This window comes from Wolbachia endosymbiont (group A) of Clivina fossor, from assembly GCF_964026865.1.
In the GTDB taxonomy this organism is placed as follows: Bacteria; Pseudomonadota; Alphaproteobacteria; order Rickettsiales; family Anaplasmataceae; genus Wolbachia.
The window spans coordinates 480,271-503,225 of the sequence record NZ_OZ034707.1 but is presented as its reverse complement, the minus strand read 5'-3'; the positions used below and the strand labels follow the sequence as shown (position 1 = coordinate 503,225).

At 35.6% G+C, this 22,955-nt stretch carries 22 protein-coding genes and 1 pseudogene; 10 read left to right on the top strand and 13 right to left on the bottom strand.

Going from position 1 to position 22,955, the window contains the following annotated elements:
* Nucleotides 1–178 precede the first annotated feature (178 nt).
* Entirely contained in the window at nucleotides 179–469 is a 291-nt protein-coding gene (locus AAGD99_RS02665) for a GIY-YIG nuclease family protein (RefSeq protein ID WP_341822509.1), read from the bottom strand.
* 152 nt (nucleotides 470–621) lie between these two features.
* Nucleotides 622–1,296, bottom strand: coding sequence for a RadC family protein (gene radC / locus AAGD99_RS02660; RefSeq protein WP_253309929.1), 675 nt, complete (start codon nucleotides 1,294–1,296; stop codon nucleotides 622–624).
* 1,019 nt (nucleotides 1,297–2,315) lie between these two features.
* Here radC and AAGD99_RS02655 point away from each other — a divergent pair.
* From AAGD99_RS02655 to AAGD99_RS02645, 3 genes are all read left to right on the top strand, one after another.
* Entirely contained in the window at nucleotides 2,316–3,422 is a 1,107-nt protein-coding gene (locus tag AAGD99_RS02655) for a D-alanyl-D-alanine carboxypeptidase family protein (RefSeq protein WP_341822508.1), read from the top strand.
* Between the two features lie 108 nt (nucleotides 3,423–3,530).
* Nucleotides 3,531–3,845 (top strand): DMT family transporter, encoded by a 315-nt coding sequence (locus AAGD99_RS02650; protein WP_064124961.1) that lies wholly within the window; start codon nucleotides 3,531–3,533, stop codon nucleotides 3,843–3,845.
* A gap of 16 nt (nucleotides 3,846–3,861) precedes the next feature.
* Nucleotides 3,862–4,206: a DMT family transporter gene (locus tag AAGD99_RS02645; RefSeq protein ID WP_264732404.1), complete on the top strand. Its 345-nt coding sequence runs from the start codon at nucleotides 3,862–3,864 to the stop codon at nucleotides 4,204–4,206.
* A gap of 110 nt (nucleotides 4,207–4,316) precedes the next feature.
* Here AAGD99_RS02645 and AAGD99_RS02640 read toward each other — a convergent pair whose 3' ends face one another.
* From AAGD99_RS02640 to AAGD99_RS02630, 3 genes and pseudogenes are all read right to left on the bottom strand, one after another.
* On the bottom strand, nucleotides 4,317–4,778 hold the full coding sequence (locus AAGD99_RS02640) for a hypothetical protein (RefSeq protein WP_341822507.1): 462 nt from the start codon (nucleotides 4,776–4,778) through the stop codon (nucleotides 4,317–4,319).
* The gene (ltrA, locus tag AAGD99_RS02635) at nucleotides 4,775–6,562 is read right to left on the bottom strand and encodes a group II intron reverse transcriptase/maturase (protein WP_341822236.1); all 1,788 of its coding nucleotides are present in this window, start codon (nucleotides 6,560–6,562) and stop codon (nucleotides 4,775–4,777) included. Before ltrA ends, AAGD99_RS02640 begins: the two co-directional genes overlap by 4 nt.
* Before the next feature lie 427 nt (nucleotides 6,563–6,989).
* Nucleotides 6,990–7,538 (bottom strand): annotated as a pseudogene (locus AAGD99_RS02630) (Rpn family recombination-promoting nuclease/putative transposase); the annotation flags it as partial.
* Between the two features lie 82 nt (nucleotides 7,539–7,620).
* Here AAGD99_RS02630 and AAGD99_RS02625 point away from each other — a divergent pair.
* Nucleotides 7,621–7,842, top strand: a complete 222-nt coding sequence (locus tag AAGD99_RS02625) for a hypothetical protein (RefSeq protein WP_341822506.1) — start codon at nucleotides 7,621–7,623, stop codon at nucleotides 7,840–7,842.
* 76 nt (nucleotides 7,843–7,918) lie between these two features.
* Here AAGD99_RS02625 and AAGD99_RS02620 read toward each other — a convergent pair whose 3' ends face one another.
* From AAGD99_RS02620 to prfB, 3 genes are all read right to left on the bottom strand, one after another.
* The gene (locus AAGD99_RS02620; protein WP_341822505.1) at nucleotides 7,919–8,344 is read right to left on the bottom strand and encodes an ankyrin repeat domain-containing protein; all 426 of its coding nucleotides are present in this window, start codon (nucleotides 8,342–8,344) and stop codon (nucleotides 7,919–7,921) included.
* On the bottom strand, nucleotides 8,337–8,486 hold the full coding sequence (locus AAGD99_RS02615; protein ID WP_341822504.1) for an ankyrin repeat domain-containing protein: 150 nt from the start codon (nucleotides 8,484–8,486) through the stop codon (nucleotides 8,337–8,339). Before AAGD99_RS02615 ends, AAGD99_RS02620 begins: the two co-directional genes overlap by 8 nt.
* A 290-nt stretch (nucleotides 8,487–8,776) precedes the next feature.
* Nucleotides 8,777–9,881 (bottom strand): peptide chain release factor 2 gene (gene prfB, locus AAGD99_RS02610; protein ID WP_341822503.1). Its coding sequence is split into 2 segments (ribosomal slippage): nucleotides 8,777–9,805 and nucleotides 9,807–9,881, totalling 1,104 coding nucleotides; the frame shifts between segments, so codons are not numbered across the junction.
* Nucleotides 9,882–10,035: 154 nt separating this feature from the next.
* Between prfB and mgtE the strand changes: the two genes are divergently transcribed.
* On the top strand, nucleotides 10,036–11,406 hold the full coding sequence (mgtE, locus tag AAGD99_RS02605; RefSeq protein ID WP_253308930.1) for a magnesium transporter: 1,371 nt from the start codon (nucleotides 10,036–10,038) through the stop codon (nucleotides 11,404–11,406).
* Nucleotides 11,407–11,651: 245 nt separating this feature from the next.
* On the opposite strand, the gene AAGD99_RS02595 is transcribed toward mgtE, so the two are convergent.
* Both AAGD99_RS02595 and AAGD99_RS02590 read right to left on the bottom strand, forming a co-directional pair.
* Entirely contained in the window at nucleotides 11,652–12,098 is a 447-nt protein-coding gene (locus AAGD99_RS02595) for a potassium transporter TrkG (protein ID WP_341822501.1), read from the bottom strand.
* Nucleotides 12,059–12,433 carry a potassium transporter TrkG gene (locus tag AAGD99_RS02590; protein WP_341822500.1) on the bottom strand — a complete coding sequence of 125 codons (375 nt, stop codon included), beginning with the start codon at nucleotides 12,431–12,433 and terminating at the stop codon, nucleotides 12,059–12,061. Before AAGD99_RS02590 ends, AAGD99_RS02595 begins: the two co-directional genes overlap by 40 nt.
* Nucleotides 12,434–12,627: 194 nt before the next feature.
* Here AAGD99_RS02590 and AAGD99_RS02585 point away from each other — a divergent pair, with 194 nt between their 5' ends.
* Together AAGD99_RS02585 and AAGD99_RS02580 are read left to right on the top strand one after the other, a co-directional pair.
* Complete coding sequence (locus tag AAGD99_RS02585; RefSeq protein WP_341822499.1) at nucleotides 12,628–12,798, top strand: hypothetical protein; 171 nt, start codon at nucleotides 12,628–12,630, stop codon at nucleotides 12,796–12,798.
* A 95-nt stretch (nucleotides 12,799–12,893) separates the two neighbouring features.
* Nucleotides 12,894–13,346, top strand: a complete 453-nt coding sequence (locus tag AAGD99_RS02580) for a hypothetical protein (protein ID WP_341822498.1) — start codon at nucleotides 12,894–12,896, stop codon at nucleotides 13,344–13,346.
* Between the two features lie 367 nt (nucleotides 13,347–13,713).
* On the opposite strand, the gene AAGD99_RS02575 is transcribed toward AAGD99_RS02580, so the two are convergent.
* Nucleotides 13,714–14,730: a substrate-binding domain-containing protein gene (locus AAGD99_RS02575; protein WP_264735658.1), complete on the bottom strand. Its 1,017-nt coding sequence runs from the start codon at nucleotides 14,728–14,730 to the stop codon at nucleotides 13,714–13,716.
* Between the two features lie 468 nt (nucleotides 14,731–15,198).
* On the opposite strand from AAGD99_RS02575, the gene dcd reads away from it, so the two are divergent.
* A complete protein-coding gene (gene dcd / locus AAGD99_RS02570) occupies nucleotides 15,199–15,756 on the top strand; it encodes a dCTP deaminase (RefSeq protein ID WP_064125494.1) in 558 nt (185 codons plus the stop codon).
* Here the strand turns inward: dcd and AAGD99_RS02565 are convergent, their stop codons facing one another.
* The gene (locus AAGD99_RS02565) at nucleotides 15,757–16,641 is read right to left on the bottom strand and encodes a hypothetical protein (protein WP_341822496.1); all 885 of its coding nucleotides are present in this window, start codon (nucleotides 16,639–16,641) and stop codon (nucleotides 15,757–15,759) included. It abuts the gene before it with no gap.
* Nucleotides 16,642–17,035: 394 nt separating this feature from the next.
* Between AAGD99_RS02565 and AAGD99_RS02560 the strand changes: the two genes are divergently transcribed.
* Nucleotides 17,036–20,233, top strand: a complete 3,198-nt coding sequence (locus AAGD99_RS02560; RefSeq protein ID WP_341822495.1) for a glycoside hydrolase TIM-barrel-like domain-containing protein — start codon at nucleotides 17,036–17,038, stop codon at nucleotides 20,231–20,233.
* 322 nt (nucleotides 20,234–20,555) lie between these two features.
* Here AAGD99_RS02560 and AAGD99_RS02555 read toward each other — a convergent pair.
* Nucleotides 20,556–21,570 (bottom strand): IS630 family transposase gene (locus AAGD99_RS02555; RefSeq protein ID WP_341822251.1). Its coding sequence is split into 2 segments (ribosomal slippage): nucleotides 20,556–21,104 and nucleotides 21,106–21,570, totalling 1,014 coding nucleotides; the frame shifts between segments, so codons are not numbered across the junction.
* A 184-nt stretch (nucleotides 21,571–21,754) separates the two neighbouring features.
* Between AAGD99_RS02555 and AAGD99_RS02550 the strand changes: the two genes are divergently transcribed.
* Nucleotides 21,755–22,939, top strand: a complete 1,185-nt coding sequence (locus AAGD99_RS02550) for a multidrug effflux MFS transporter (protein ID WP_341823194.1) — start codon at nucleotides 21,755–21,757, stop codon at nucleotides 22,937–22,939.
* Nucleotides 22,940–22,955 lie beyond the last annotated feature (16 nt).

Sequence of the window (22,955 nt, the reverse complement as noted above, 5' to 3'; positions counted from 1 at the left end):
GAATTACTTAACTGTCATACCACCGCAAACCGTCATACCGCGATTCATTCGCGGTATCTCATCCGCTAACACGTAGCGGAATGACGAATTACTTAACCGTTATCCTGCTGCTCCTTTCTCGTCATCCCGCTACTCCTTTCCCGTCATCCCGCTACGTGTTAGCGGGATCTCAGCATAGCTATCTTAAAGCTAAGTAATATAAGTCAACCCAGCTAGGATTCTTTTGATTGATCAAATTAATTTTCCACTGCCTTGGCCATTCTTTCAGGCGCCTTTCTCTTGCAATAGCTAAACTTATATCTTCAAACTCTTCAAAATATACAAGTTTATTTACATTATATCTTGATGTAAAACCTGAAACAATTTTGTTTTTGTGTTCCCAAATCCTCTTGATCAAATTTACAGTTACACCAATATATAATGTGCTATTAGCTTTATTTGTAAGTATATAGATATATGATAACTTCATCTTAATCGTTTATAGCTAAAGTAACTGAGGTTTACCAACATTATACTACACCATCGTGCCACAATAAAACTTACCGTCATCCCGCCGCGCCGCTAACACGTAGCGGAATGACGATTGTCGGTAAATCTAAGTTACTGTAGCTATAAAAGCTTTCACAACAACCTATTTTCCTTGAAACTAAAATAGCTACTGAATGTAATAATAATGTGGTCTATTAATTCTATTCCTATACTTTGGCAAGCTTCTGCTAGTTGCCTAGTGAGAGATATATCGCTATTTGAAGGTTGTGTATCTCCGCTTGGATGATTGTGAGATATTACAATGGATGTTGAACCAATCAAAAGTGCGCGCTTGATGATCTCTCTGACATAAAGAGGAGTTTGATCTACTGTACCAACGTTTTGCAGGTCTTCCGCTATTAGACGATACTTTTTATTCATATAGATGACGCGAAAATTTTCCTTATTGAGGCTTCCTATGCTTATTCTTAAATAATCAAGCAATTTTTCCCAGTTATCGATTATAGGCAGGTCTTTTATTTCTTCTCTTGCAGAACGAACAAAGGCTTGTTTCACACAAAAGATGGCAGATATTGCTGCATTGCTGACACCATCAACATTTTGCAGTGCTTCCAGGTCAGCATTAAAAACTTTATTCAAACTGCCAAAATTTTCTATCAAACTCTTTGCTATCGGCTTTACATCAATTCTACTGTATGCTGAATATAAAATGTGCTCTAAAACTTCATAATCAAGTAATGATTGTCCATTATCTAAAATAATTTTCTCTCTTAGGCGCTTTCTATGCCCCTTTTCGTAATTTTTCATCATTAGTGAATTGCTTATCTCTTGTATAATAAGAAGTTAGATTTTTAAGTAAAATATTTAATAAAGCGCATGACGCACAATTGTAAGAACATTCATTTTTAAAGACAGTAAATGGTGTCATCAAAGTAGCTGACGCGAGCTCTACGTCATACCGCAATTCATTCGCGGTATCTCAGCAGATCCCGCTAACAAGCAGCGGGATGACGAAGTTATCGTCATGCCACCGCGAACCGTCATATCGCCGCAGACCGTCATACCGCGATTCATTCGCGGTATCTCTTAGCATAGATCCCGCTAACACGTAGCGGGATGACGATTGTCAAGGTGTCATCCGAGTAGCTTGACTACTTGGATCCAGAAAACTTAACTTTAAATAAGTGGCTGCATAATAAAGACTAGATTCCAGCGTCACGCGCTGGAATGACATCATAGGGGCTACTCGGATGACAAAAAAAGGAGCACTGGAATGACACCTTCCTGCCCAGTTCATGTTGCTATAAATATTAAGAAATTTACCAAATAAAAAAAAAGGCAAAAGAAGCCCCGTGGTTATTATCCGCTTTAAAATATTAGCGTTTTTTATGTTTTAAACGCTTGACAAGCAAGATTTAGCTGCTTTTAAATGCAACTCACCTTAGTTTAAATATTTAAGAAATTTACTAAGCAGAAAAAAAGGCAAAAGAAACCCCGTGTTAGCTAGTTGTCACTCTCTAATCCTGCAAATTGGCGTACTATACTGTCTTAAACGACTTATAAGCGCGTTTCAGCTTATATAGGTAAAAACCCAGAAATGTTGTGAAGACATAAGGTGCACATAGTGCAAAAAATTAAAAATAAGACGCCAACTACGTTGTTTTCTTGCTGTTTAATCTGCACAGATGAAGATAACTGAATACCTTCACTATCATAATAAGGGGGCTGGCGGAGTTTGTCAAGCAAGTTTTATGCAAGAGATCTATTGAAATGCCCCTGTAAAATTATACTATTAATTAGTGCACTGTAAATTTAAAATTATAGATATGTTAAGCAGATTGGTAATTTTGCTATTAGTTTTTATACTTCCTTTTTCTTCATACTCATACCAGTTTAGAACCAAAGCAAAGCAAGCAGTAGTCTTAGATTTAGCTTCAGACTCGTTCATTTTTGACCATAATTCCGATGAAAAAATGGCCCCATCTTCAATGAGCAAGTTAATGACTTTATATATAGCCTTCGATTATCTAAAAGCTGGAATAATAAATATGGAGGATAAATTTCGAGTAAGCAGAAAAGCGTGGGAAAGAAAAGGCTCTTCTATATTTTTGAAAGAAGGTCAATCCGTTACGGTAAGGGAATTACTTGAAGGAATTACAATAGTCTCAGGTAATGATGCCTGCATAACACTAGCCGAGGGCATTGCAGGATCAGAAGAGAACTTTGTGGCTGAAATGAATGAGGTTGCACAAAATTTGAACCTGAATGACAGTCATTTTGTCAACTCAAGCGGGTGGCCAGACGAAGATCATTTTATGAGCGCAAAAGACTTGGTAATGCTGGCAAAAAGGATTTTCACTGATTTTCCTGAATATTACGATTTATTTTCTGAACAATATTTGACATATAACGAAATTGCACAAAAGAATAAAAATCTTCTACTTTTTCACGACATTGGGGTTGACGGTTTAAAAACCGGTTATACAAATGCTGGTGGTTATGGCATTGTAGCATCTGCAAAACGAAATGATAGGAGAATTTTTGCTGTCGTAAATGGTTTAAACACTGAGAAAGAGCGAATAGAAGAAGCAAAAAGACTGATACAATACTCCTTAAAACATTTTAATACTAAGAAAATATTTGCTAAAGACAGTGTAGTTGAGGAAGTAAATGTTCTCTATGGAAAAGATAAAAAAGTGCCTATTACAGTTGCAAACGATGTTACCATAACTTACAACCGCAAATTGCATGACCAAATTAAGGTGCATATTGAATATAAAGATATGATACCTGCACCCATTAAAAAAGGTCAAGAAGTGGGCAAAGTTTTTGTAGAAATACCAGGTGTTGAGCAACAAACTACACCTCTTTATGCAGCAAATGACGTACAGGAATTGAATTTCGTAGAAAAGTTTTTTAGAATGTTATTTTAAGTTTAATATATTGGCTTTCAAAGCAATTTCGAAAGAGAGATCTATTGCACTTTAGTGTAGTTTTAACTAACAATTTCTGTTACAATACAAGATTGAAATGTTACGAAAATGTGCTGGTTATATTTGTTGCTGTCTAGTATCCTAGAGATACTGTGGGCTGTAACGTTAAAGTTTAGTAACAGTTTTACTAAAGTTGTGCCTTCGATTGCAACATTGGTAATTATGATCATTAGCATTTACTTTTTATCTCTTGCAGCATGCTTTCTACCTATTAGAGTATGCTATGCAGTTTCCTCTGGAATATGCACAATTGGAATAACTATAATTGGTGCAACCGCTTTCACAGAGAATATTAATTTATCTCAAGTTTTATGTATCATTTTAATTGTAATAGGAACCATAGGGCTAAAGCTCTCTATTTAAACCTAAAAATTTATGCATGAATTGGATATATTTACTCTTATCGTCACTAATTGAAGTGTTCTGGGTCATAACACTTAAGCATAGTTGTGGATTTACTCATCTCGTACCATCAATAATTAGCATACTCTCCATGGCTCTTAGCACGTATTTACTTTCGCTCGCTATACGTTCTATACCTATCGGAGTATGCTATGCAATTTGGACTGGAGTAGGTGCTATAGGAGCTTCGATACTTGGAGTTTACCTATTTAATGAACCAGTTAATTTATTCGAAGTAATATGCTTTATTTTAGTTACATTCGGGATTATAGGATTAAAATTGTTTGATACTGCAAAACAAACTGTTGATAAAATGGAATAAGAGATCCCACTGGGATGACAGAAGCAGATACTCCACATTGTCATGCAAATTGGAATCCAGACTTTTTTCTATACAGCATGGTGGAGACGAGAAACCGTAACCGTTCACACTTAATTCTGCAATTCTTCAATCTCACTAATGGACAGGCCAGTACACTTGACAATAGTGTTAACATCAATATTATTGGCTAGCATTGTTTTTGCAACTTCAATTTTTCCTTCAATTTTTCCTTCTTCTCTACCTTCTTTCCTACCTTTCTCTTCACCAATTTTGATGCCTTCAATTTTTCCTTCAATTTTTCCTTGTTGAATAGAAGAAAGATAATCATCAATATGTTTCTTAGTTTGATCATAAGCAAAACGTTCTTCTTTACTCCAGTTATATTGATTTAACACATCATAAGCTCTACCAATAATAACATCACTACCTATTATTTTCTGTAGATCTTCTTCGCTAGTTTCATCGGCATACTGTTGTCTAAGTGAAGAAGGTCGCCCCTCTTCACTCGACTTCAAAACCGTACGTGAGACTTTGCGCCTCATACGGCTTCTCTCTAATTTGGTGCTTGTCATGCACACCTCCTGTGTAATTCATCGTGACAATGCCCATGTAACAAAGATAAATTTTTGATCATATTGTTTCGTCTATTCCGGTCTTTATGATGTATTTCTATTATATCATCACTTTCAAACCATAGTCTACAATTACCGCATTTACTTTGTTGTAACTTCAATAGTTTTATTACTCTTGATGGCTTATCTGGTATTTCTCTAAGACGATTACCCCAATAAACCCAATCACCATCATATGGAGATCTGGTTTTTTGCACTTTGATATGTCGTTTAATAACATGATCGCTGTGTATAATAAGATGTATCTTGTTACTTGTCATAAAACGCCAGTTATCGTTATTATACTTTTTAAAGTATTTTCTTTTTATCCAGCATTTCCCTTTGTTTGGGTGCCTAAAGACTGCCCACTTCCAGAGCTTTCTATGTATAGTATTATCCAATGAGCTAAAGATTTTACATGAAACTACTGAAGAGTAATATTGACTCCACCCTCTAATGATTGGATTGAGATTCCTTATTACTACTTCCTGTGGCGCCCCACGCATTTCTCTAAGTTTATGTTTAATAGCAAATATATGCTGCTTTATAGAATTACGACTTGGTTTTATTAATAATTTGTAACCTTTCTTACTTTCTTTTGTTGGATATTGTCTTATTGAAAATCCAAGAAAATCAAATCCTGGTTTTATTCCATTAATGATTTTTAATGTATGAGAAACTTTTGTCTTAGAAGGCTTTAATTCTAATCCAATGGTTTTTAACCATTCTTCAACTAGAACTTTTGCCCTAAGAATAATTTCTTCACTTTCATGTATGACGACAAAATCATCACAGTAGAAAATTACACTAATAGACTTTTGCGCATTTTTATGCGATATCCTACCATATTTTCTTTTCATGCATTGAAAGAGTTCGTTTGTTAATGCTTTTTTGATATGTTGCTCTAATCCGTGTAATGCAACACAAGCTAGCAACGGTGAGATCGTCCCTCCTTGAATTGTACCACGTTTTGTGGATTGAAACTTTCCATCTTCCATAACGCCTGCCCTTAACCATCCTCTTATGATTTTCTTTAACGTTGGTGTGGTATTGAGCTTTTCAAGCAGTTTATTATGGTTAATATTGTCAAAACATCCAGAAATATCAGCATCTAATACATATGCTGTTTTCTGTTTTAGCACATCAAATATGGCTTCAATTGCATCATGACATGATCTACCAGGTCTAAAACCATAAGTGTTTGGCTCAAGTTTTGCCTCCCATTCTGGTTCTAAAGCCATTTTTACAAGTGTTTGTTTTGCTCGACACGATATAGTAGGTATACCAAGCGGGCGATGCTCCGATGGCTTACCAGGTTTTGGGATCCAGACGCGTCTTGATGGCTTTGCTTTTTCTTTTATATCTAAAGAATATGATAGTTGTAATCTTTCTTTTTGATTAAGATTAGCCTTTCCATCAATACCTGCAGTCTTCTTCCCCCTATTGTCCTGTGTTACTTTCCTAACAGCGAGTGTTTTTGCACTTGTTGATTTGAGTAATAATCTCTGAAGATTATGCATCTTTCTGATATCATTACATTTAGAAGCTTGGTAAATTCGTTTTTGTAGCTTAAATGAAGATTTCTTCAGCTTTCGCCAAGGAATTCCATTCCATTCATACCTAGCTTTTTGCTGGTCCATAACATATTCACTACTATTCACCACTTTACCTTCCAAATTAAAGTGTTTACGTCTGCGTATCCCAGATATTACTTTGGGCATTAGCTTCTTAAACAATCCTTCCACATAGCAGCTTGTGGTTGGCTACCTACTTATATTTTTATGAATATAAGAGCTTTTATGTGGTTACTCCGTTCCATGGCTTCGTTTCACGTTAAACTTAGATTCCTACTATTTGCCGGAAGCTGGGAACATCAATAACTAAAGTCTTCAATCTTTAGTTCCCCTTTTGCTTCGTACCATTTTGGTCTATGCGTAGTTCAACCTCTTTTCGCATACTATGCTTTGACGACAATTCAAACATAGGTTCCTCTCGTAATCATATCTAACTCTGTTTGCAGGGATTCACCATGAGGTTTAGTGTTACCTGCTTTTATCTCATGCTTGCATCCCAAAGGTTGCCACCCTTTAAAATGTGAGATATACATTATCCCCGATGTCTAGGGAAAGTGGAATTTAACCACCACAAAACCACGACTTTCAGGGTCGCACTAAAAAAATAAATCCATTTTTCAACAATATTTGAAAGCTGATCTTCTTTTGTCTTATTAAACTTTGGTAGCTCGATGAAAGTGAAACTAAAATCTTTGAGATCATGTTCATAGGTAATTTTATCAAAAGTAACGTGATCAGATTTGTAAGCCAGCTTGTTAGGAAATAAGATAAAATCGGCGATAGCAATAAAAATAACTCCTTTAAGATCTTGATATTGATCACCTTTGTGAGCTTGACTTGAATAAGCTTTAGCAGCATAGTATTGAGCGCGTTTCTCAAAGCCTGTAGTTTTAACAACTTGCATTTCAATAATTAGCTGGGTTCCAGCAGAATCAGTACAGAGAACATCAACAATGCTCTGCTTTTGAGAAGCAATATCAGGATCCTGAATGGGACTTAAGAAAGAAACATCTTCTATCTGATCAACACCAGTAAGGCCTAGCATATCATTAAGAAAGTGAATAAGAATGTCCTTATTATTTACAGAGCCAAAAATACGCCGAAAGGCAAAGTCGTTCTTAGGATCGAGAAACTTAGAAATAGCCATAGTAAAAATGCTTAGAAAAGATTAATAATTATACACTATTATTAACAACTATTCAATCATATTTTAAGCTTAACTTGATACTATGGCTCAAAAAACTATGTCAAGTTGCCGCCTGCCACCTCCTGGCACATTCCCATTTACGTTTTACGCTTTTTTCGTTTCATCCATTTTATACCAAACTTCGTTATTGGGAAGACAAATAGAATATACGATAAATTCACTTAAACCTCCAGTTATAGGCGGAAAGCACTCTTTTTCATTTGTCTCATTATTATTGAGAATTGGTATTAGTACTAGGTTTTAATATGCTATATGTAATACCACCAACTGCTAGTGCCGCTGCTGTAATGATAGCTGCTGCTATCATTACGGACATCAATTCAACTGCAACTGTCCCGGTTGCAAAAAGTGCCACTGCTATAGCAGCGCCTAATAATGCTGTTGAACCACCTGCAAAAATTCCTTTCTCTCTTATTTTTTTCAGCTTGTTTTTGCTCCTTTTCCTTCGCAAGCCGTGCCACATGTTCATTAAAGTCTATTGGGGCTTTACCATTTTTATTCTTTAATGAGTAGTCTTCTCCGTTTTCTATTAGAGCCTTTACTATCCTTGTATAACCACCTCGAACAGCACAATGCAAAGGAGTACATCTATCTTGATTTTTTGCATTAACATCTGCCCCGTTTTCTATTAGAGCTTTTACAATTCCTTCATCGCTATAATGTGAAGCGACCAAATGTAGAGGAGTATTCCCATACTTATCTACCGCTTTAACATTTGCTCCTTTTTTTATTAGAGCATTAACCACTTCCAGCAGCCTCGTGTAAAGGAGTCAAACCATCTTTATCTACTGTATTAATGTCTATCCCTCTTTCTATTAGAGCTTCTACTATCTTCACATGACCAGTAATAGCAGCTAAAATAAATAATGTTCTATGATGGATTTCCACTTGGTTACGTATGGATGGTAAGCCAAAAATCCAGGTTCTATGCAACTACTAGTATACTCTATATTTAAGCAGGTGAGACTCGCATCAAAACCAGTTTCGCTCAACTGAGTATATTCATCTGAATATCGTGACAATTTCTCTCTAATTTTCTCAATTACATTGTCCTTACTTAAATTCCCTTCTTCATTAACTGTACTTAATATTCTTTTCCACTCATCATTGTCATAACTTTACTCCTACTTTAACAATATTTTAATTATCATATATTATGACAAGAAAGTCAACCCTACCTAATTTTGCTTAGTAAGCACACTAACTATGAAACAATCTATATTACCATCAAAAACAGAATTTATATTACCCACTTCATGTCCAGTTCTTAAATCCTTCACCATTTGATATGGATGCATAACGTACGATCTGATCTGATTGCCCCAGCCTATATCGCATTTTTTACCATATTCTTCAGCCATCTTTTGTTCTTTTTTTTCCAGTTCAATTTGGTACAAACGTCCTTTAAGTAATTTTAATGCCTCATCCTTATTTCTGTGTTGAGAACGACCATTTTGGCATTGAACTACAACACCAGTTGGAATATGCGTAATGCGTACCGCACTTTCAGTCTTGTTCACGTGCTGACCGCCTGCTCCGGAAGCACGGTAGGTGTCGATCTTTAGATCCTTTTCATCCACAGCAATATCAATTGAATCTTCTATCACTGGAGTTACTCCTACACTTGCAAAACTGGTATGACGTTTACCATTTGCATCAAACGGCGATATTCTAACCAGCCTGTGAATTCCACTTTCACTTTTTGCCCACCCATAAGCTTTTTCTCCAACGATTTTTATCATTGCAGACTTTATACCAACCGACTCTCCTTCTAATTTTTCTACAACTTCAACTTTAAAGTTGTGATAAATTTCTGCCCATCTTACATACATGCGCATCAGCATTTCAGCCCAATCATTGCTCTCTGTTCCACCAGCTCCTGAGTGGATTTCTAAAAAGCAGTTATTGTTATCTGCTTCACCAGTAAATAAGGATTCTGTCTCTTTAAGTTTGATTAATTTCTCTAGCTTAGCTAATTCACTTTCAACTTCAGAGAAAAATTCTTCATCATTCTCATCAATAGCAGACTTCATTAAGCTAATGGCATCGTTGTAATCGCTTTCCAACTTTAAAAACAACTCTACGTCATTATTAATTTTAGAACGTTCTTTTAAAATTTCTTGTGCCTTTTGATTGTCTTGCCACAGATTATCATTCGACGCTTGGGAATCCAGCTCTTCAAGACGCAACTTTAATTTTTCTATGTCAAAGACACCTCCTGATAAGAGAAATACTTTTATTTAAGCCTTGAAAGTATTCGAAAATTTCTGAATAAGTTTTCATTATACTTTAGATTTTAATATATTTACTATTACTAACAATAACAGCAAACAAAATAGAAATTTAACCATATGATAGTTAATTCAAAATAATTTCATTATACTTTAATGTTTAAGGAAATCAAGTGTGTATATTTATTAAAAAACAAGGTAAAGCAATGAATATTAAAATAAGTTCTCATTATGGTTTAGACAAAAAGGCTATTGATGACTTAATAGAGTCACTTGATAACGAGGAGCTAGAAAATGTTTGTAATATTGTAAAAACGATAGATAGCGTTCAGTTAGCTTATTTTTTATCTACTTCAATCAGTGATCACAGGGAGAAATTAGTTAATATCCTCGATCAACATTTGTTAAGTGATGCCCTAGTGCATGTAGTGCCAGATTTACAAAGAGAGATCATAGAAACATTGGGAATAGAAAATACAGCAAAGTTACTAATGCTCCTTGATGTAGAAGATATAGTAACCATAGTGAAAGATTTGGATAGAAAGTCTATAGAAAACATACTTAACTACTTACCCAATGCAACTCAAAAATTAGTAGAGGAATTGTTATCATACCCAGAAGAAAGTGCAGGAAGGTTGATACATAAAAATATGGTTATAGCTCCATATTATTGGACGATAAATCAGCTAATGGAATTCTTGCGCAACTATAAAAAAATACCAGAAAGATTTCACCAGATATTCATTATCAACTCAAAATTAGAGCCTATAGGCAGTGTGAATTTAAATAAGGTAATATCTCACTCAGGAGACACAATAATAAAAGAGATAATGGATCATGACATAAAAATCATTAAAACTGGAGTAGACCAAGAGGAAGTAGCAAGAATATTTAAAGATTACTCTCTATTATCGGCTCCGGTAGTAAATAAGAATGGTAAAATTATTGGTGTGATCTTAATTGAAGATGTGATAAAAGTTGTTCAACAAGAAACAGAAGAGGATGTACTCAAAATAAGCGGTGTATCTTCTAAAGCCGATATAAATGCCCCTATACATAAAACTATAATTAAAAGGCTACCTTGGTTACTGTTTAACCTCTTAGCTGCAACAATGTGTTCCATAGTAGTTGGCTTTTTCGATGATGTAATAAAAAGTTTTATAGTACTGCCAATAATCATGCCGATAATTGCATCAATGAGCGGAAATGCAGGATCCCAAACAGTAACGCTAACCATCCGGGCAATCGCAACAAAATATCTAACTGAGCAAAATGCAAAAAGAGTACTGATGAAAGAATTTTTAATAGGTCTTATAAACGGGGTAATTTTATCTACCATTTCACTCGTAGTATTAGCAATAAGATTTCACAATTTCAAAGTGGAGATGATTTTTGTGGTCTCCATGATTATGATGTCAATTATTGCAACGTTCATCGGAACTTTCATTCCTATAATGCTTCACCGTTTAAAGTCTGACCCTGCAGTTTCTTCTTCAATCCTAACATCGGCAACAACTGATATTCTCTCAGCTCTTATGTTTCTTGGTTTAGCTACGATCTTTTTATTAAACAGTTGACAATATCAAGTTTCACAACTTTACCAACTATTTCTTTCTATTAAATAAGAATAAATTACCTATACAAAAATAGATTGGCAATATTTCAAGTCTACCAAGCAGCATCAAAAACGACAAAAATAATTTTACTTCATTACTGAAAGAAGAATAGTTACCTGAAGGGCCTATTAAATTACTAAATCCCGGGCCAGAATTTGTAAGCGTTGCAGAGACTGAGCTGATGCTAGTTATAAAGTCTGCATTGCTTAAGTAATACCAATTCTCAATAATAATGAGACAAATGAAAAAGAGTGCTTTCCGCCTATAACTGGAGGTTTAAGTGAATTTATCGTATATTCTATTTGTCTTCCCAATAACGAAGTTTGGTATAACATAGGGTTATTGTAGTGCCCTATAGAATCATTATAGTTAGCAAATCCACCAGTTGATACAGCGGACATTCCGTGACATATTGCGTCAAATAGTGGCATGCCAGCCAGATAATAGGAAAATATACATAACAAAATTAGGCCATAATATATTGCTGTAATATGAATTACTACGCTTCGCGTGTTCGGCAACTTCCTTTTTGTAGCATCTGAATATTCAGAATAAAGTAAATTATTTAGGCTGAGAATCTTAAACATAGGAAAAACTGCAATTCCTAAAGTGATTACACCAAAACCCCCATGCCATGTAGCATTGCTCTCCATAGCAGTATTCCTGGAGATTGTTTTTCAATATCATTAAATATAGTTGCCCCTGTGGTTGTGATGCCAGATATCGTTTCAAATAATGCATCAACATAGCTCAGATTGTCAAAATAGAAAGGAATAGCTGCAAACAAAGACAAGGCAATCCAGGTGCAACTAGTAATTGCAAAAATTGCCGGCATGCCATTTAATTTACCGAGTAAAATAAAAATTACGCCAGATGTGCAGGTAATTATGAATCCAGCGAGAAAATTTTTCCATTCGTAGCTGAGACATTTATTAGTAATAGCAGGAATAAGCATTGCTAAGCTAAATAACAATAGGAATATTCCCACAATAAATACAATTGAACGTAAAGTTTGTAAACGTTGATGATTTTTCATAGAGTTATTTCCTCGCTATACAAAGCCATAAAAGCTACTCTAACGTCAAGCATTTTGTTGGCCTTTATTAACAGTTATTAACAATATACTTGACTTACTTGTAAATATGTGTGATAATTAAACTTTATAGAAAATAGAGGTAAGATATGATTGAATTAACTAATGCACAAGAAGAAATTCTAGGTTCATTAAGACAGGCAGTCTGGAATGGCAATTTTCAAGAATTCCAGAACGTACTCGACAGTAATGGACATAGTGATATACAAGCAGTTTTGAGCCACGAGGAGACTTTGACTGGTGACAAAGGTACCATTTAGATTTTGTTATTAACTGTCCTAAAGCTAGCGTTAACACTAAAGTAGAGATCATTGAACTAATTTGGAAGGAGGCTGATCAAAAAACTCGTGATTCTTTGTGTGGTTACAAGGTAACAAAATTTTTTGAAGATCAACCATATTTTACGGATACAATAGATAATCTTAAACATTTTCAAAGAAAAATTGACCCTAATAACACAGATATATATCCTGCTCTTAAAACAGTTATTGAAGAAGTGGAAGAGCACAAGAGGGTAATGGGTCTTGATTCCAACGCTCCTATAGTAACTAACACTACTGCACCAACTACTGGCAACAAAACCCCAGAAAATAACGATACAACCTTCTGGAGTGAACACAAAGGGAAGATTGCTCTAGGCGTTACTGGACTATGCGTAGCTGGTGCTGTTGCAGCCTATGTGCTAGCGTATCCTGCAGTTGCACTGGCTTTAACAGCTTTGGCAGCCGTTATATTAATGGGTGCTGGTATTGCTAAGGTTTTAGAAGATCCAAGTGTAGACAGAACGTTTACAGCAGTACAACGTTAATAATGTCATCCCAGCGCGGCGCGCTGGGATCTGACTACGCTAGACAAAGAATATGTATCCGTTCAGGAAAGCGACAAAATAAGGTAGACAAGGTAGTATAAAAAGATAACCATAAAAGTGAGTTTACAACAAATGGTGTCATGCCAGTGCGTGACACTGGCATCCAGTTGAGCTATTTCAACAAAAATACTGCATTTGAGGTGAACTTTTTTCTCACCAGGACCATTATCTATTACACTTATTTACGAGTATAATAATTAAAGTCTGGATTCCAGTGTCAAGCACTGGAATGACACCACTTTTGCTCAATATTTGCGCATTAGCCGTGCCCCTGAACAGTATCAAGAATATAAAAGAAGCGTTGCCGTCACGTTATATCATAAACTTTTGCTGAAGCTTTTTTCATGTCTTCACTTGAAAGTGGGATTAGACCAAGCCTAGATAGGTACCCATCTTCAATGCCGATCGAATCTATAATTTCTTTTATGAATTCTCTTAATCCATCAACAGTATCCAGGTGTTCTTTCTTTATATAAAGGTATAGAGGTCTTGCTAATATATATTTTCCCGATGATATATTTTCGTAAGTTGGCTCAATTCCTGCAATTGTGCTCCCTTGTATTTTATCTTGATTCCTCATTAAAAAGCTAAAACTAAATATCCCTAAAGCGTTCTTGTTACTTTTCAATTTTTGTATTATTATGTTTTCATTAATTCCAACTTCTATATACCTTCCGTCATCCCTTATATTACCACATGCTTTCTTTCTTTCTTCCTGATCTTTATAATTCTCTTTGAAAATTCTCGAGTTCATGCATGAATATTGATTGAACATAATGGAATTAACCAAAGTTTCGTATGTGCCTGTATTTTGATGTGGACCATAAATTTCAATTTCTGTTTTTGGTAAGGCTTGATTTACATCAGACCAAAACTTCTTATTATTTTTTACTAATTTATCATTTTCTTGAGAATATGCAGATAAAGTTTCAAATAAGTCCTTTTTTGTGAAATCAAATCTATGGCTTTGATTTGAATTTGCAATGACAATTCCATCATAGCCAATGATGATCTCTATCACTTCATTAATTTTATTTCTTTTACATAGTTCTCTTTCTACTTCCTTCATAGGGCGAGATGAAGTGGTGATGTCTGGCGTGTCTTCCCCTATTCCTGAGCAAAACATTTTGAACCCTGATCCACTTCCTATCGATTCCACAACTGGAGTCTTAAAAGAGAATACACGATTGAACTCCTCGGCTACAAATGAGATAAAAGGAAAAACGGTTGAAGATCCAACAATTCTGATGTATTTCCTGGCATCAGCATTTGACAGCGGCGTGAATAATACGAATACAAAAATCAGGAGAAAGTTTCTAAACATTGTTTTTAGCTAAGAACATAAATCTAATTATTGTAACAAAAAATCAAACTGAAAAGCTTTAATTTTCTCTTGTGATTGACCTATAGCTAATCCAATTGACCGCTATTTCAATTGCATGAACATTGTAACAATGGTGTCTGCAAGCAGCTTACTGTACGAACATTGTGATTTGAGAGCAATTTTCACTAGGAGGATGTCATCCCAGTGCCCAGACACTGGGATCCAGTTCTTATTACCTGGTGTAAAGTTAAGTTTTCTGGATTCCAGTGTCAAGCACTGGAATGACATCGTTTACCATGTGACGAAGTACAATTTGTTAGTTAATAATCCATTGTCATCCCAGCGCCATGCGCATAACTGTACGAACATTGTGATTTGATACAAGCTACTTGCATGACAAAAGCTACAGTTTACATTTAAATTTTATTTTATATTATTGTAAGTATTACACAACTTTAAGGGGCAATTATGGCAGTTATGCCAGATAAATGGATAAGAGAAAAAGCTGAAAATTTTGGAATGATAGAGCCTTTTGTGGATCACAAAAGCAGCAAAGGTGTTATATCTTTCGGACTATCGTCTTATGGGTATGATGCAAGAGTGGATAATAAATTTAAAATTTTTACTAACGTTAATTCAGCCATCGTGGACCCTAAAAATTTCTCTGAGAATAGTTTTATAGATAAAGAAACAGACGTATGCATAATTCCACCAAATAGCTTTGTGCTTGCAAGCACAGTGGAATATTTTCGTATACCAAGAAATGTACTGGTCATTTGTGTTGGTAAATCAACTTACGCAAGGTGTGGAATTATAGTAAACGTTACTCCCTTAGAACCTGGATGGGAAGGTCATGTCACACTCGAATTCTCAAACACCACCCCACTTCCTGCAAAAATTTACGCTAATGAAGGCGCATGCCAATTCGTATTTTTAAGCGGCGAAAGTGAGTGTGAAAAATCATATGATGATATGAAAGGAAAATATATGAATCAGCATGGTATCACTTTGCCGCTGGTGAAATAATTACTGCTTCCGTTGTGGGCTACCGGGCTGCTCTATAAATAATATTCCACCATTGCCAGAGAGCAAAGTGCGTACTGATTCACTTTCTCCCAAACGTTCAATTGCCTGCTTTTTGTTACTTCCAATGCGTGTGCTAAGACCACATTGAAGGTCTACGCCACCCTCTTCAGTAAGGCTACATTGTAAACCAAAACCGACAGCATAACCTTCTGTTTCACCAGCAGCAATTATCCCCTTTATAGCTACATTGTGGTCATCTTCAACTGTTCTTATCACTCCTTTACCGTCTTTAATATCATCATTTACAATCCCTACTATAATGGTCCGATCTATACCTTCCACTGTTCGAGATATTACTTCTGTAGTTGGTTCTGCAATGTTTTGCTGTTCCAATTCACCAACTTCTTCTTCAATACGCTTTTTGTACTCTTCATCATTCATTGTATCTGCCGCTTGATTTTCTATACTTGTATTTTTTTGATGAAGGAAATCTCTATTAATGCAATAAAAAATAAGTGCAGGTATCAGTGAAATTACTACATTTGATATGATGCACGGAATTAAAATCATAGCGGCAGCAATATAGATGAAGATTTTAGCTGTAAATTTTGCTATTTTAGATAATAAGGAGTTGTTTTTTTGAATACTAACTGCATCCAAAAGAAAATAGGTACACACTCCCCATGCTACTGTAATGGCAGTGGGTACAATGATTGGGACAAGTAAAAAAGCATCTATTAGCTTTTTTCCAGAGCTAGTTGGTTTTATGCTATTATTATTCAGTGATGCAAAATAACCTTGAACAAGGTTAGCAATCCATTTTGCACCGGATAAGACTCTCTCACTATTTTCTTTAGATAAGTTAACTTTCATTGGTTTTACCATACTTATAATCATGCTAATTATGCTAATAATTAATATTGTAAAATCAACATAAATTTTTTACTTCCGCACTTTTTTTCACTGATTATAATAAATTTGTAACCATATGGTTCGCCATGTGCTTTTCTTAATTAAAAACTTCAACTATTCATTGTAAGCTGTTGAATTTCCTACTATTTAGTGGCAAATTGTCATCCAAGTGGCTGTAAAACGACAAATTCGTCATTCCGCTACTAGTTAGCGGAATCTATGCCGAGATACCGCGAATGAATCGCGGTATGACGGTTCGCGGCGGCATAACGATAAGCTCGTCATCCCGCTGCTTGTTAGCGGGATCTATCCGCGGCGGTATGACGTAGAGCCTACATTAACTATAGAAACAAAAAGGAGGATTATCATGTCCACAATAATTTTATCATCAATTTTTGGTCAAGCAGGCAGCATTTTTGGTCCAATTGGCCAGATTATCGGCTCAGAACTCGGTGCTCTTCTTGGTGCGCAGCTTGATGGTGCGATGTTTAGCCTTGATGCTGAGCAGAAAGTAACGCATGGTGCGAGACTAAAAAATCTGCAAGTTCAAACCTCAACCTATGGAAGGACGATACCAATTATCTATGGCACTGCTCGCATTGCAGGGAACATTATTTGGTCACAGCCAATAAAAGAAGAGGCGATAACCACCAAAAGCAAAATTGGAAGAGGTATGAATGTTGAGTATAATTACTATGCAACGCTTGCAATTGCGATCTGCAAGGGGAAAGTAGAAAAATTAAACAGAATCTGGGCAGATACAACATCACTTAGCTTTGATGAAATAGATTATACTTTTTACCGCGGTACAGAAGACCAAAATCCTGATCCATTTATGTCGTCAATCGAAGGTGTGCCGGCTTATAGGGGAATATCTTACATAGTCATCAAGAATTTTCCTTTAGCAGACTATAATAACCGCGTTCCGGTATTCACATTTGAAGTGCAGACTATATTAAAGCCTAGCGGATTTTCAGTAGTAGAAAATATTCAGAATATCAATATAATACCAGGCTCAGGAGAGTTTGTATATGATACAAAAATACAGAAGAAAATCGCGCAAGAGAAAATAAGCAGCAACCAATATATCCCATATGGGCTAGCACAAAGGGTAAATCATAACAACCACACTAAAAAGAGCGATGCAGTGCTTTCTTTGGATCAATTAAAGGGAGATTTACCAAATGTTGAGTGGGTATCGGTAGTAGTCAATTGGTTTGTGAATGATCTGAACATTAAAGATTGTAAAATATACCCTGCAGTTGAATTTCAAGATGATTCCGCAATATTACCTGATGATTGGCAAGTAGGAAGTAGTACCAGAGATGATGCTCAGCTAATTTCAAAAGACGATAATGGAAACCCAAGATATGGTGGCACAGTTAGTGATTCAGCGCTAATAAGATATATAGAAGAGCTACACAGCAGAGGCTACAAGGTGATGCTCTATCCGATGCCCTTACTTGATACAAAGAACAAAGAGTGGCGAGGAAGATTGAGCGGGGCTCCTCAAGATATAAGTGATTTTTTTAAGAATCAGTACAACAAATTTATAGAGCATTATGCAAGCATTGCCAAACAAACTAAAGTGGAAGGGTTTATCATTGGTTCTGAATTTGTTGAACTTACCAAAATCAGAGATGAAAAAGGTAATTACCCTGCAGTGGCAGAGCTAGTTAAGCTTGCAAAGCAGATAAAACTTGATCTTGGAAAAGAAGTAACAGTAACTTACGCTGCGGATTGGAGCGAATACCACTCATATGATGGTTGGTATAATATGGATGAACTGTGGTCTTCACAGTACATCGACGTTGTTGGCATAGATGCTTATTTTCCACTGACTGATGGTCCAGAGCCTCCTTTTGGCTATTCTGCGGAAGATGTAATGGGTGGTTGGAGCAGTGGAGTGGGGTATGATTATTTCTATGATTACTCAAAAAGTGAGCCTGAAAAAGTAAAGTATAACGACAGCAGGTATGCGTGGAAAAATATAGAGAAATGGTGGAGTGAAACTCACATAAACCCCGGTGGTAGTAAAACAAAATGGCAACCAAAAATGAAAAAAATATGGTTTACTGAATATGGATTTCCCAGTATGAACGGCTGCACTAATGAGCCAAATGTGTTTGTTGACAAAGGCAGCATAGAGAGCAAATATCCACGATATTCAAACGGAGAGCTGAGCTTTCTTTCACAAAAAATTGCAATTGAAGGAACGCTAAAGAAGTGGCAAAGCTCAGAAATGGTAGAAAAAATGTTTCTCTGGGCATGGGATGCAAGGCCATTTCCTTACTTTCCCAATTTGTGTGATGTGTGGGCTGACTGCCATAACTGGCAGACAGGACATTGGATTCAGGGAAAGCTTTTACAGCTTAATATTTCCGATGTTTTATTGGATCTGTTACAAAAAACAGGTTTAAAAAGCAATCAGTTCGATACAAGCAACGTCAAAGGGTTATTGTCTGGATATGTGATAAACGACCAGCAACCCGTACGTTCAATTATTAAAATGCTGCAAAGTTGCTATTTTTTTGATGTGGTTGAACAGGGCTCTAAACTGAAATTTGTCCAAAAGGGCAGGGGAGTTACAACTGTAATGCCAATTGGTGAAACGGTTTTCAGTAACAATTCAAAACTTGTTAATATTAGTCAACTGGATTTAAACAATAAAGTTAACGTCGTTTATTTTAATCGCAATTTTGGCTATCCAATTGATGTTAAATATGCTGAGTTGCCAAAGCAAGGCACTGCTGCAACAGTTGAAATACCGCTCATTATGGAGGAGGGAGAGGCACAAAATATAGCTGAGGTTTTACTTTATTCTTCGTGGCAAGAGAGAAATATATACAATTTCAAGCTACCGATAAAATATGCATGGCTTGCGCCAAGTGATGTCATAACGATTTTAGACGGTGAGAAAAAGCATACGGTGAGAATTATAAAAACAAAATTTGAAAGCATGTCCATTCAAGTAATTGGCGTTGGTTATGATCACTCTATATATAAGCTTTCTTTTCCTTCAACAAGGTCACTTATGCTGAAGGAATACCCTCCTTCTCACATCAGCAAAACCACCATAGAAATGATAGATTTACCGCATGTTAAAGGTAATAGCGCAAGCTTTACTTTAATTAATGAGGAAAAGAATTGGAAAGGAGCAACACTCTTTATTTCGTACAACGATAAGGATTATAAGCCTATCGCAAGCACAAATAAACAGTCTACTTACGGATATGTAATGGAATCTACCGATGAGGGGCTTGTAATAGTATTACGTTTTGGTAAGCTGCTAGGAATTATCGATTCAAATTCAGCATTAATCGGAAAAGAGATAGTGAAATTCCAGAGTACTAAACTCATAGATAAAAATAAATATAAGCTTAGCAACCTAATTAGAGGGCAAGAAGGTACTAAAGAGTATGAGCATACAGGAGGTGAGAAATTTACCTTACTTGATGATTCAATAATATCTTTCGAAGTGCAATCAGGGAGAAAATTTTACCTCAAAGCAGTGACTTATGGTGATTCGTTGGATAACACGGAAGCAAAGGTCCTGAACAATTGATGCTCAGTATTTAAACTTAAACCTGAATAATTGAAGATAAGATATTGAAATTCAGGCTTTTTATGATTTTAGCTTAGGATTCCAGTGTCAAAGCACATAACTGTACGAACATTGTGATTTGAATCCACTAGGAGGGTGTCATTCCAGTGCTTGACACTGGAATCCAGCTTTTTCATAATCATCAAAACGTTGTATAAAACGGCTACTTTTATGCTTACCAACTTAATAAAATTCCTGGATCCAAGTAGTCAAGGCACTGGGATGACAAAGGAGGACAGTGTCCGCTACTCGAATGACATCGTTTACTATGTAATACCAAATCTCATAAATAAGTAGGCAAATAACTCACAGAACAAATGGTTTTGATCGAACTTTCCGTAATATTACGAATGAATGCACATACAGTATCCTCCAATAAACTAACAGAGTCATATATTCTATTTTTAATGAGATTGTCTTTCAAATATTGCCATAAACGCTCTACTGGATTTAACTCTGGTGAATATGGAGGTAAATAGATTAAGGTAATATTTTGTGGTATTTTTAAACCTTTGGATCTATGCCATCCTGCACAATCCACAACAAGAAATGCCTCCCTTGTTCCTAAATATTGTGACATCTGCTCAAGGAATATATTCATACAATCAGTATTGACGTTTGGTACGAATAAGCTAGAACTCTCTCCATTTCTAGGATTAACTGCACTATAGAGATAAAAGTTTTGCCTACCTAATTTTACCTTAACCTGTGTCCTAATGCCTTTTTTAAACCACCCGTGTCCAATCTTTGAATGTGTGCCAAACCGCGACTCATCGAAGAAAAATAGCTCTTTTTCGGGATACGTGACAATAGTTTCATTAAGATTTTTTTTTAAACTCTTCTTGTTTATTTTTATCCTGTTTATTGTGCACAGGCCTTGGAGTAATATACGAAAAACCTAACTTTTGCATCAGTCTATGTGCTGTAGACTTACTTACCTCAATAGAAAACATTTTCTCAATTATGATTTTTAATTTCTTAGCCGTTAGGTTGGCTCCTTCTTCTGCTATGACATTTTTAATTTCTTCTTGCTGCTTGTAGCTCAACTTCGGCTTTACTCCACGTCCTGGTTGTATTTTAAACGCATTGACTCCTCCTTCCTTAAATCTTGTAATCCACTTCATCAATGTAGTTCTAGTAATTCGGTATATTTGAACAACTTTTGTTATTCCATATTCTTTTGCAGATATTATTGCCTGTAATCTTCTTCCTATCTCTCCTCTTATGCCGTGCTTCTTTAATTCCAGGTTACACTTATTATATAATTCTTCTCCTATTGCTTTACTTTTTCCTGCCATAACTCCCCACTAATTCTTAAATTATTCTATTTTAGAAATTTTTCTTTATTCGTCTATTTATTTTTAGGAATTGGTATTACATTGTACTTATACTAATGAAAAAAATATATTATAATCAAGTATATTTAATCCAGTAAATCATTAAGTGAAAACAGCTCTTTCGCAAAATATCATCTCTCTTATTATGATATTGTCTGTAGCAATTGTCGATATGGCAACTGACCTATACTCAGTTGCACTACCAAGCATTGCCAATTATTTTAAAGTAGAAGGCAGTGTAGTGCAGCTTACAATTAGCTTGAATCTAGTTGGATTTGCAGTATCTGGATTAATTTATGGTCCATTATCGGACCATTATGGTAGGCGTCCAATGATGCTGATTGGTATGACAATTTTTACTTTAGCAAGTATCATGTGTTATATAGCCGACAGTATTGCGCTCTTGATACTAATTCGCTTCATACAAGGAGCAGGGGCTGGTGTTGCAGGTGTTGTTGGGTATGCAGCAATAAGGGATATGTACTCGGGTAGTGAATACTCGAGAGTAATTTCAAAGTTAAATATGGTAGTGGCACTCTCACCTGGAATAGCTCCAGTGGTGGGCGGTTATATAATTTCACATGGGTATAGTTGGAAATTTTTGTTTTTTATTATGTCACTTGTGGCAATTGCTATGCTTATTTTTATTTACTTTAAGTTACAAGAAACACTCATTGTGAATAAAAATGAAACCAGTATAACTAACATAACTACTAATATCTTCAAGCAATATATATCAATATTTAGAAATTATCGTTTCCTTGGGTTTTCAGCCATTCATGGATTAACTTTCATGTGGCTTTGGGCATATGTTGCTAACTACCCGTTCATATTTGAATCAATGGGCATTGAAGTACAGTATTTTGGCTACCTCATATCGATCATAGTCATATTTTACATAATTGGAACTTTAATTAATAGAAGGTATGTACCAAAAGTAGGGGTTAGCAAAATGCTAATAATAGGTTTGGTGTTACCGATAATATCCGATAGTTTATTGGTATATTTTTATTTCGCGGACAAGTTAAATATATTAATTCTTCAAGTTGCCTGGATTCCAGCCAATATTGGGCTTGCATTAGTAATCAGCAATAACGTAACTTCTGCTTTAGAAACGATCAAAGGTATAGGGCTTGGTAGTGCAGTCCTCTCATTCTGCAATATGATGTTTGGGGCTATTGGAATATATATAGTAGGAAAATTTTTTCGCTATGGCATTTTACCAAATTTACTATTAACAATAATATGCTCTACAATTGCGATTCTTATGTACAGCCTGCTCAAATATACTGAAAAACATGGGCATTATTTGCGTGATCCAGGAACATAAAGGTCATAGATTATTA

Coding starts and splice junctions, on each gene's coding strand:
- AAGD99_RS02650 (WP_064124961.1), top strand. CDS start 3,531: ATGTGCTGGTTATATTTGTTGCTGTCTAGTATCCTAGAGATACTGTGG.
- AAGD99_RS02595 (WP_341822501.1), bottom strand. CDS start 12,098: ATGGAGAGCAATGCTACATGGCATGGGGGTTTTGGTGTAATCACTTTA.
- AAGD99_RS02550 (WP_341823194.1), top strand. CDS start 21,755: ATGATATTGTCTGTAGCAATTGTCGATATGGCAACTGACCTATACTCA.
- AAGD99_RS02645 (WP_264732404.1), top strand. CDS start 3,862: ATGAATTGGATATATTTACTCTTATCGTCACTAATTGAAGTGTTCTGG.
- AAGD99_RS02640 (WP_341822507.1), bottom strand. CDS start 4,778: ATGACAAGCACCAAATTAGAGAGAAGCCGTATGAGGCGCAAAGTCTCA.
- mgtE (WP_253308930.1), top strand. CDS start 10,036: ATGAATATTAAAATAAGTTCTCATTATGGTTTAGACAAAAAGGCTATT.
- AAGD99_RS02585 (WP_341822499.1), top strand. CDS start 12,628: ATGATTGAATTAACTAATGCACAAGAAGAAATTCTAGGTTCATTAAGA.
- AAGD99_RS02655 (WP_341822508.1), top strand. CDS start 2,316: ATGTTAAGCAGATTGGTAATTTTGCTATTAGTTTTTATACTTCCTTTT.
- AAGD99_RS02665 (WP_341822509.1), bottom strand. CDS start 469: ATGAAGTTATCATATATCTATATACTTACAAATAAAGCTAATAGCACA.
- radC (WP_253309929.1), bottom strand. CDS start 1,296: ATGAAAAATTACGAAAAGGGGCATAGAAAGCGCCTAAGAGAGAAAATT.
- AAGD99_RS02565 (WP_341822496.1), bottom strand. CDS start 16,641: ATGGTAAAACCAATGAAAGTTAACTTATCTAAAGAAAATAGTGAGAGA.
- AAGD99_RS02625 (WP_341822506.1), top strand. CDS start 7,621: ATGGCTCAAAAAACTATGTCAAGTTGCCGCCTGCCACCTCCTGGCACA.
- AAGD99_RS02560 (WP_341822495.1), top strand. CDS start 17,036: ATGTCCACAATAATTTTATCATCAATTTTTGGTCAAGCAGGCAGCATT.
- dcd (WP_064125494.1), top strand. CDS start 15,199: ATGGCAGTTATGCCAGATAAATGGATAAGAGAAAAAGCTGAAAATTTT.
- AAGD99_RS02575 (WP_264735658.1), bottom strand. CDS start 14,730: ATGTTTAGAAACTTTCTCCTGATTTTTGTATTCGTATTATTCACGCCG.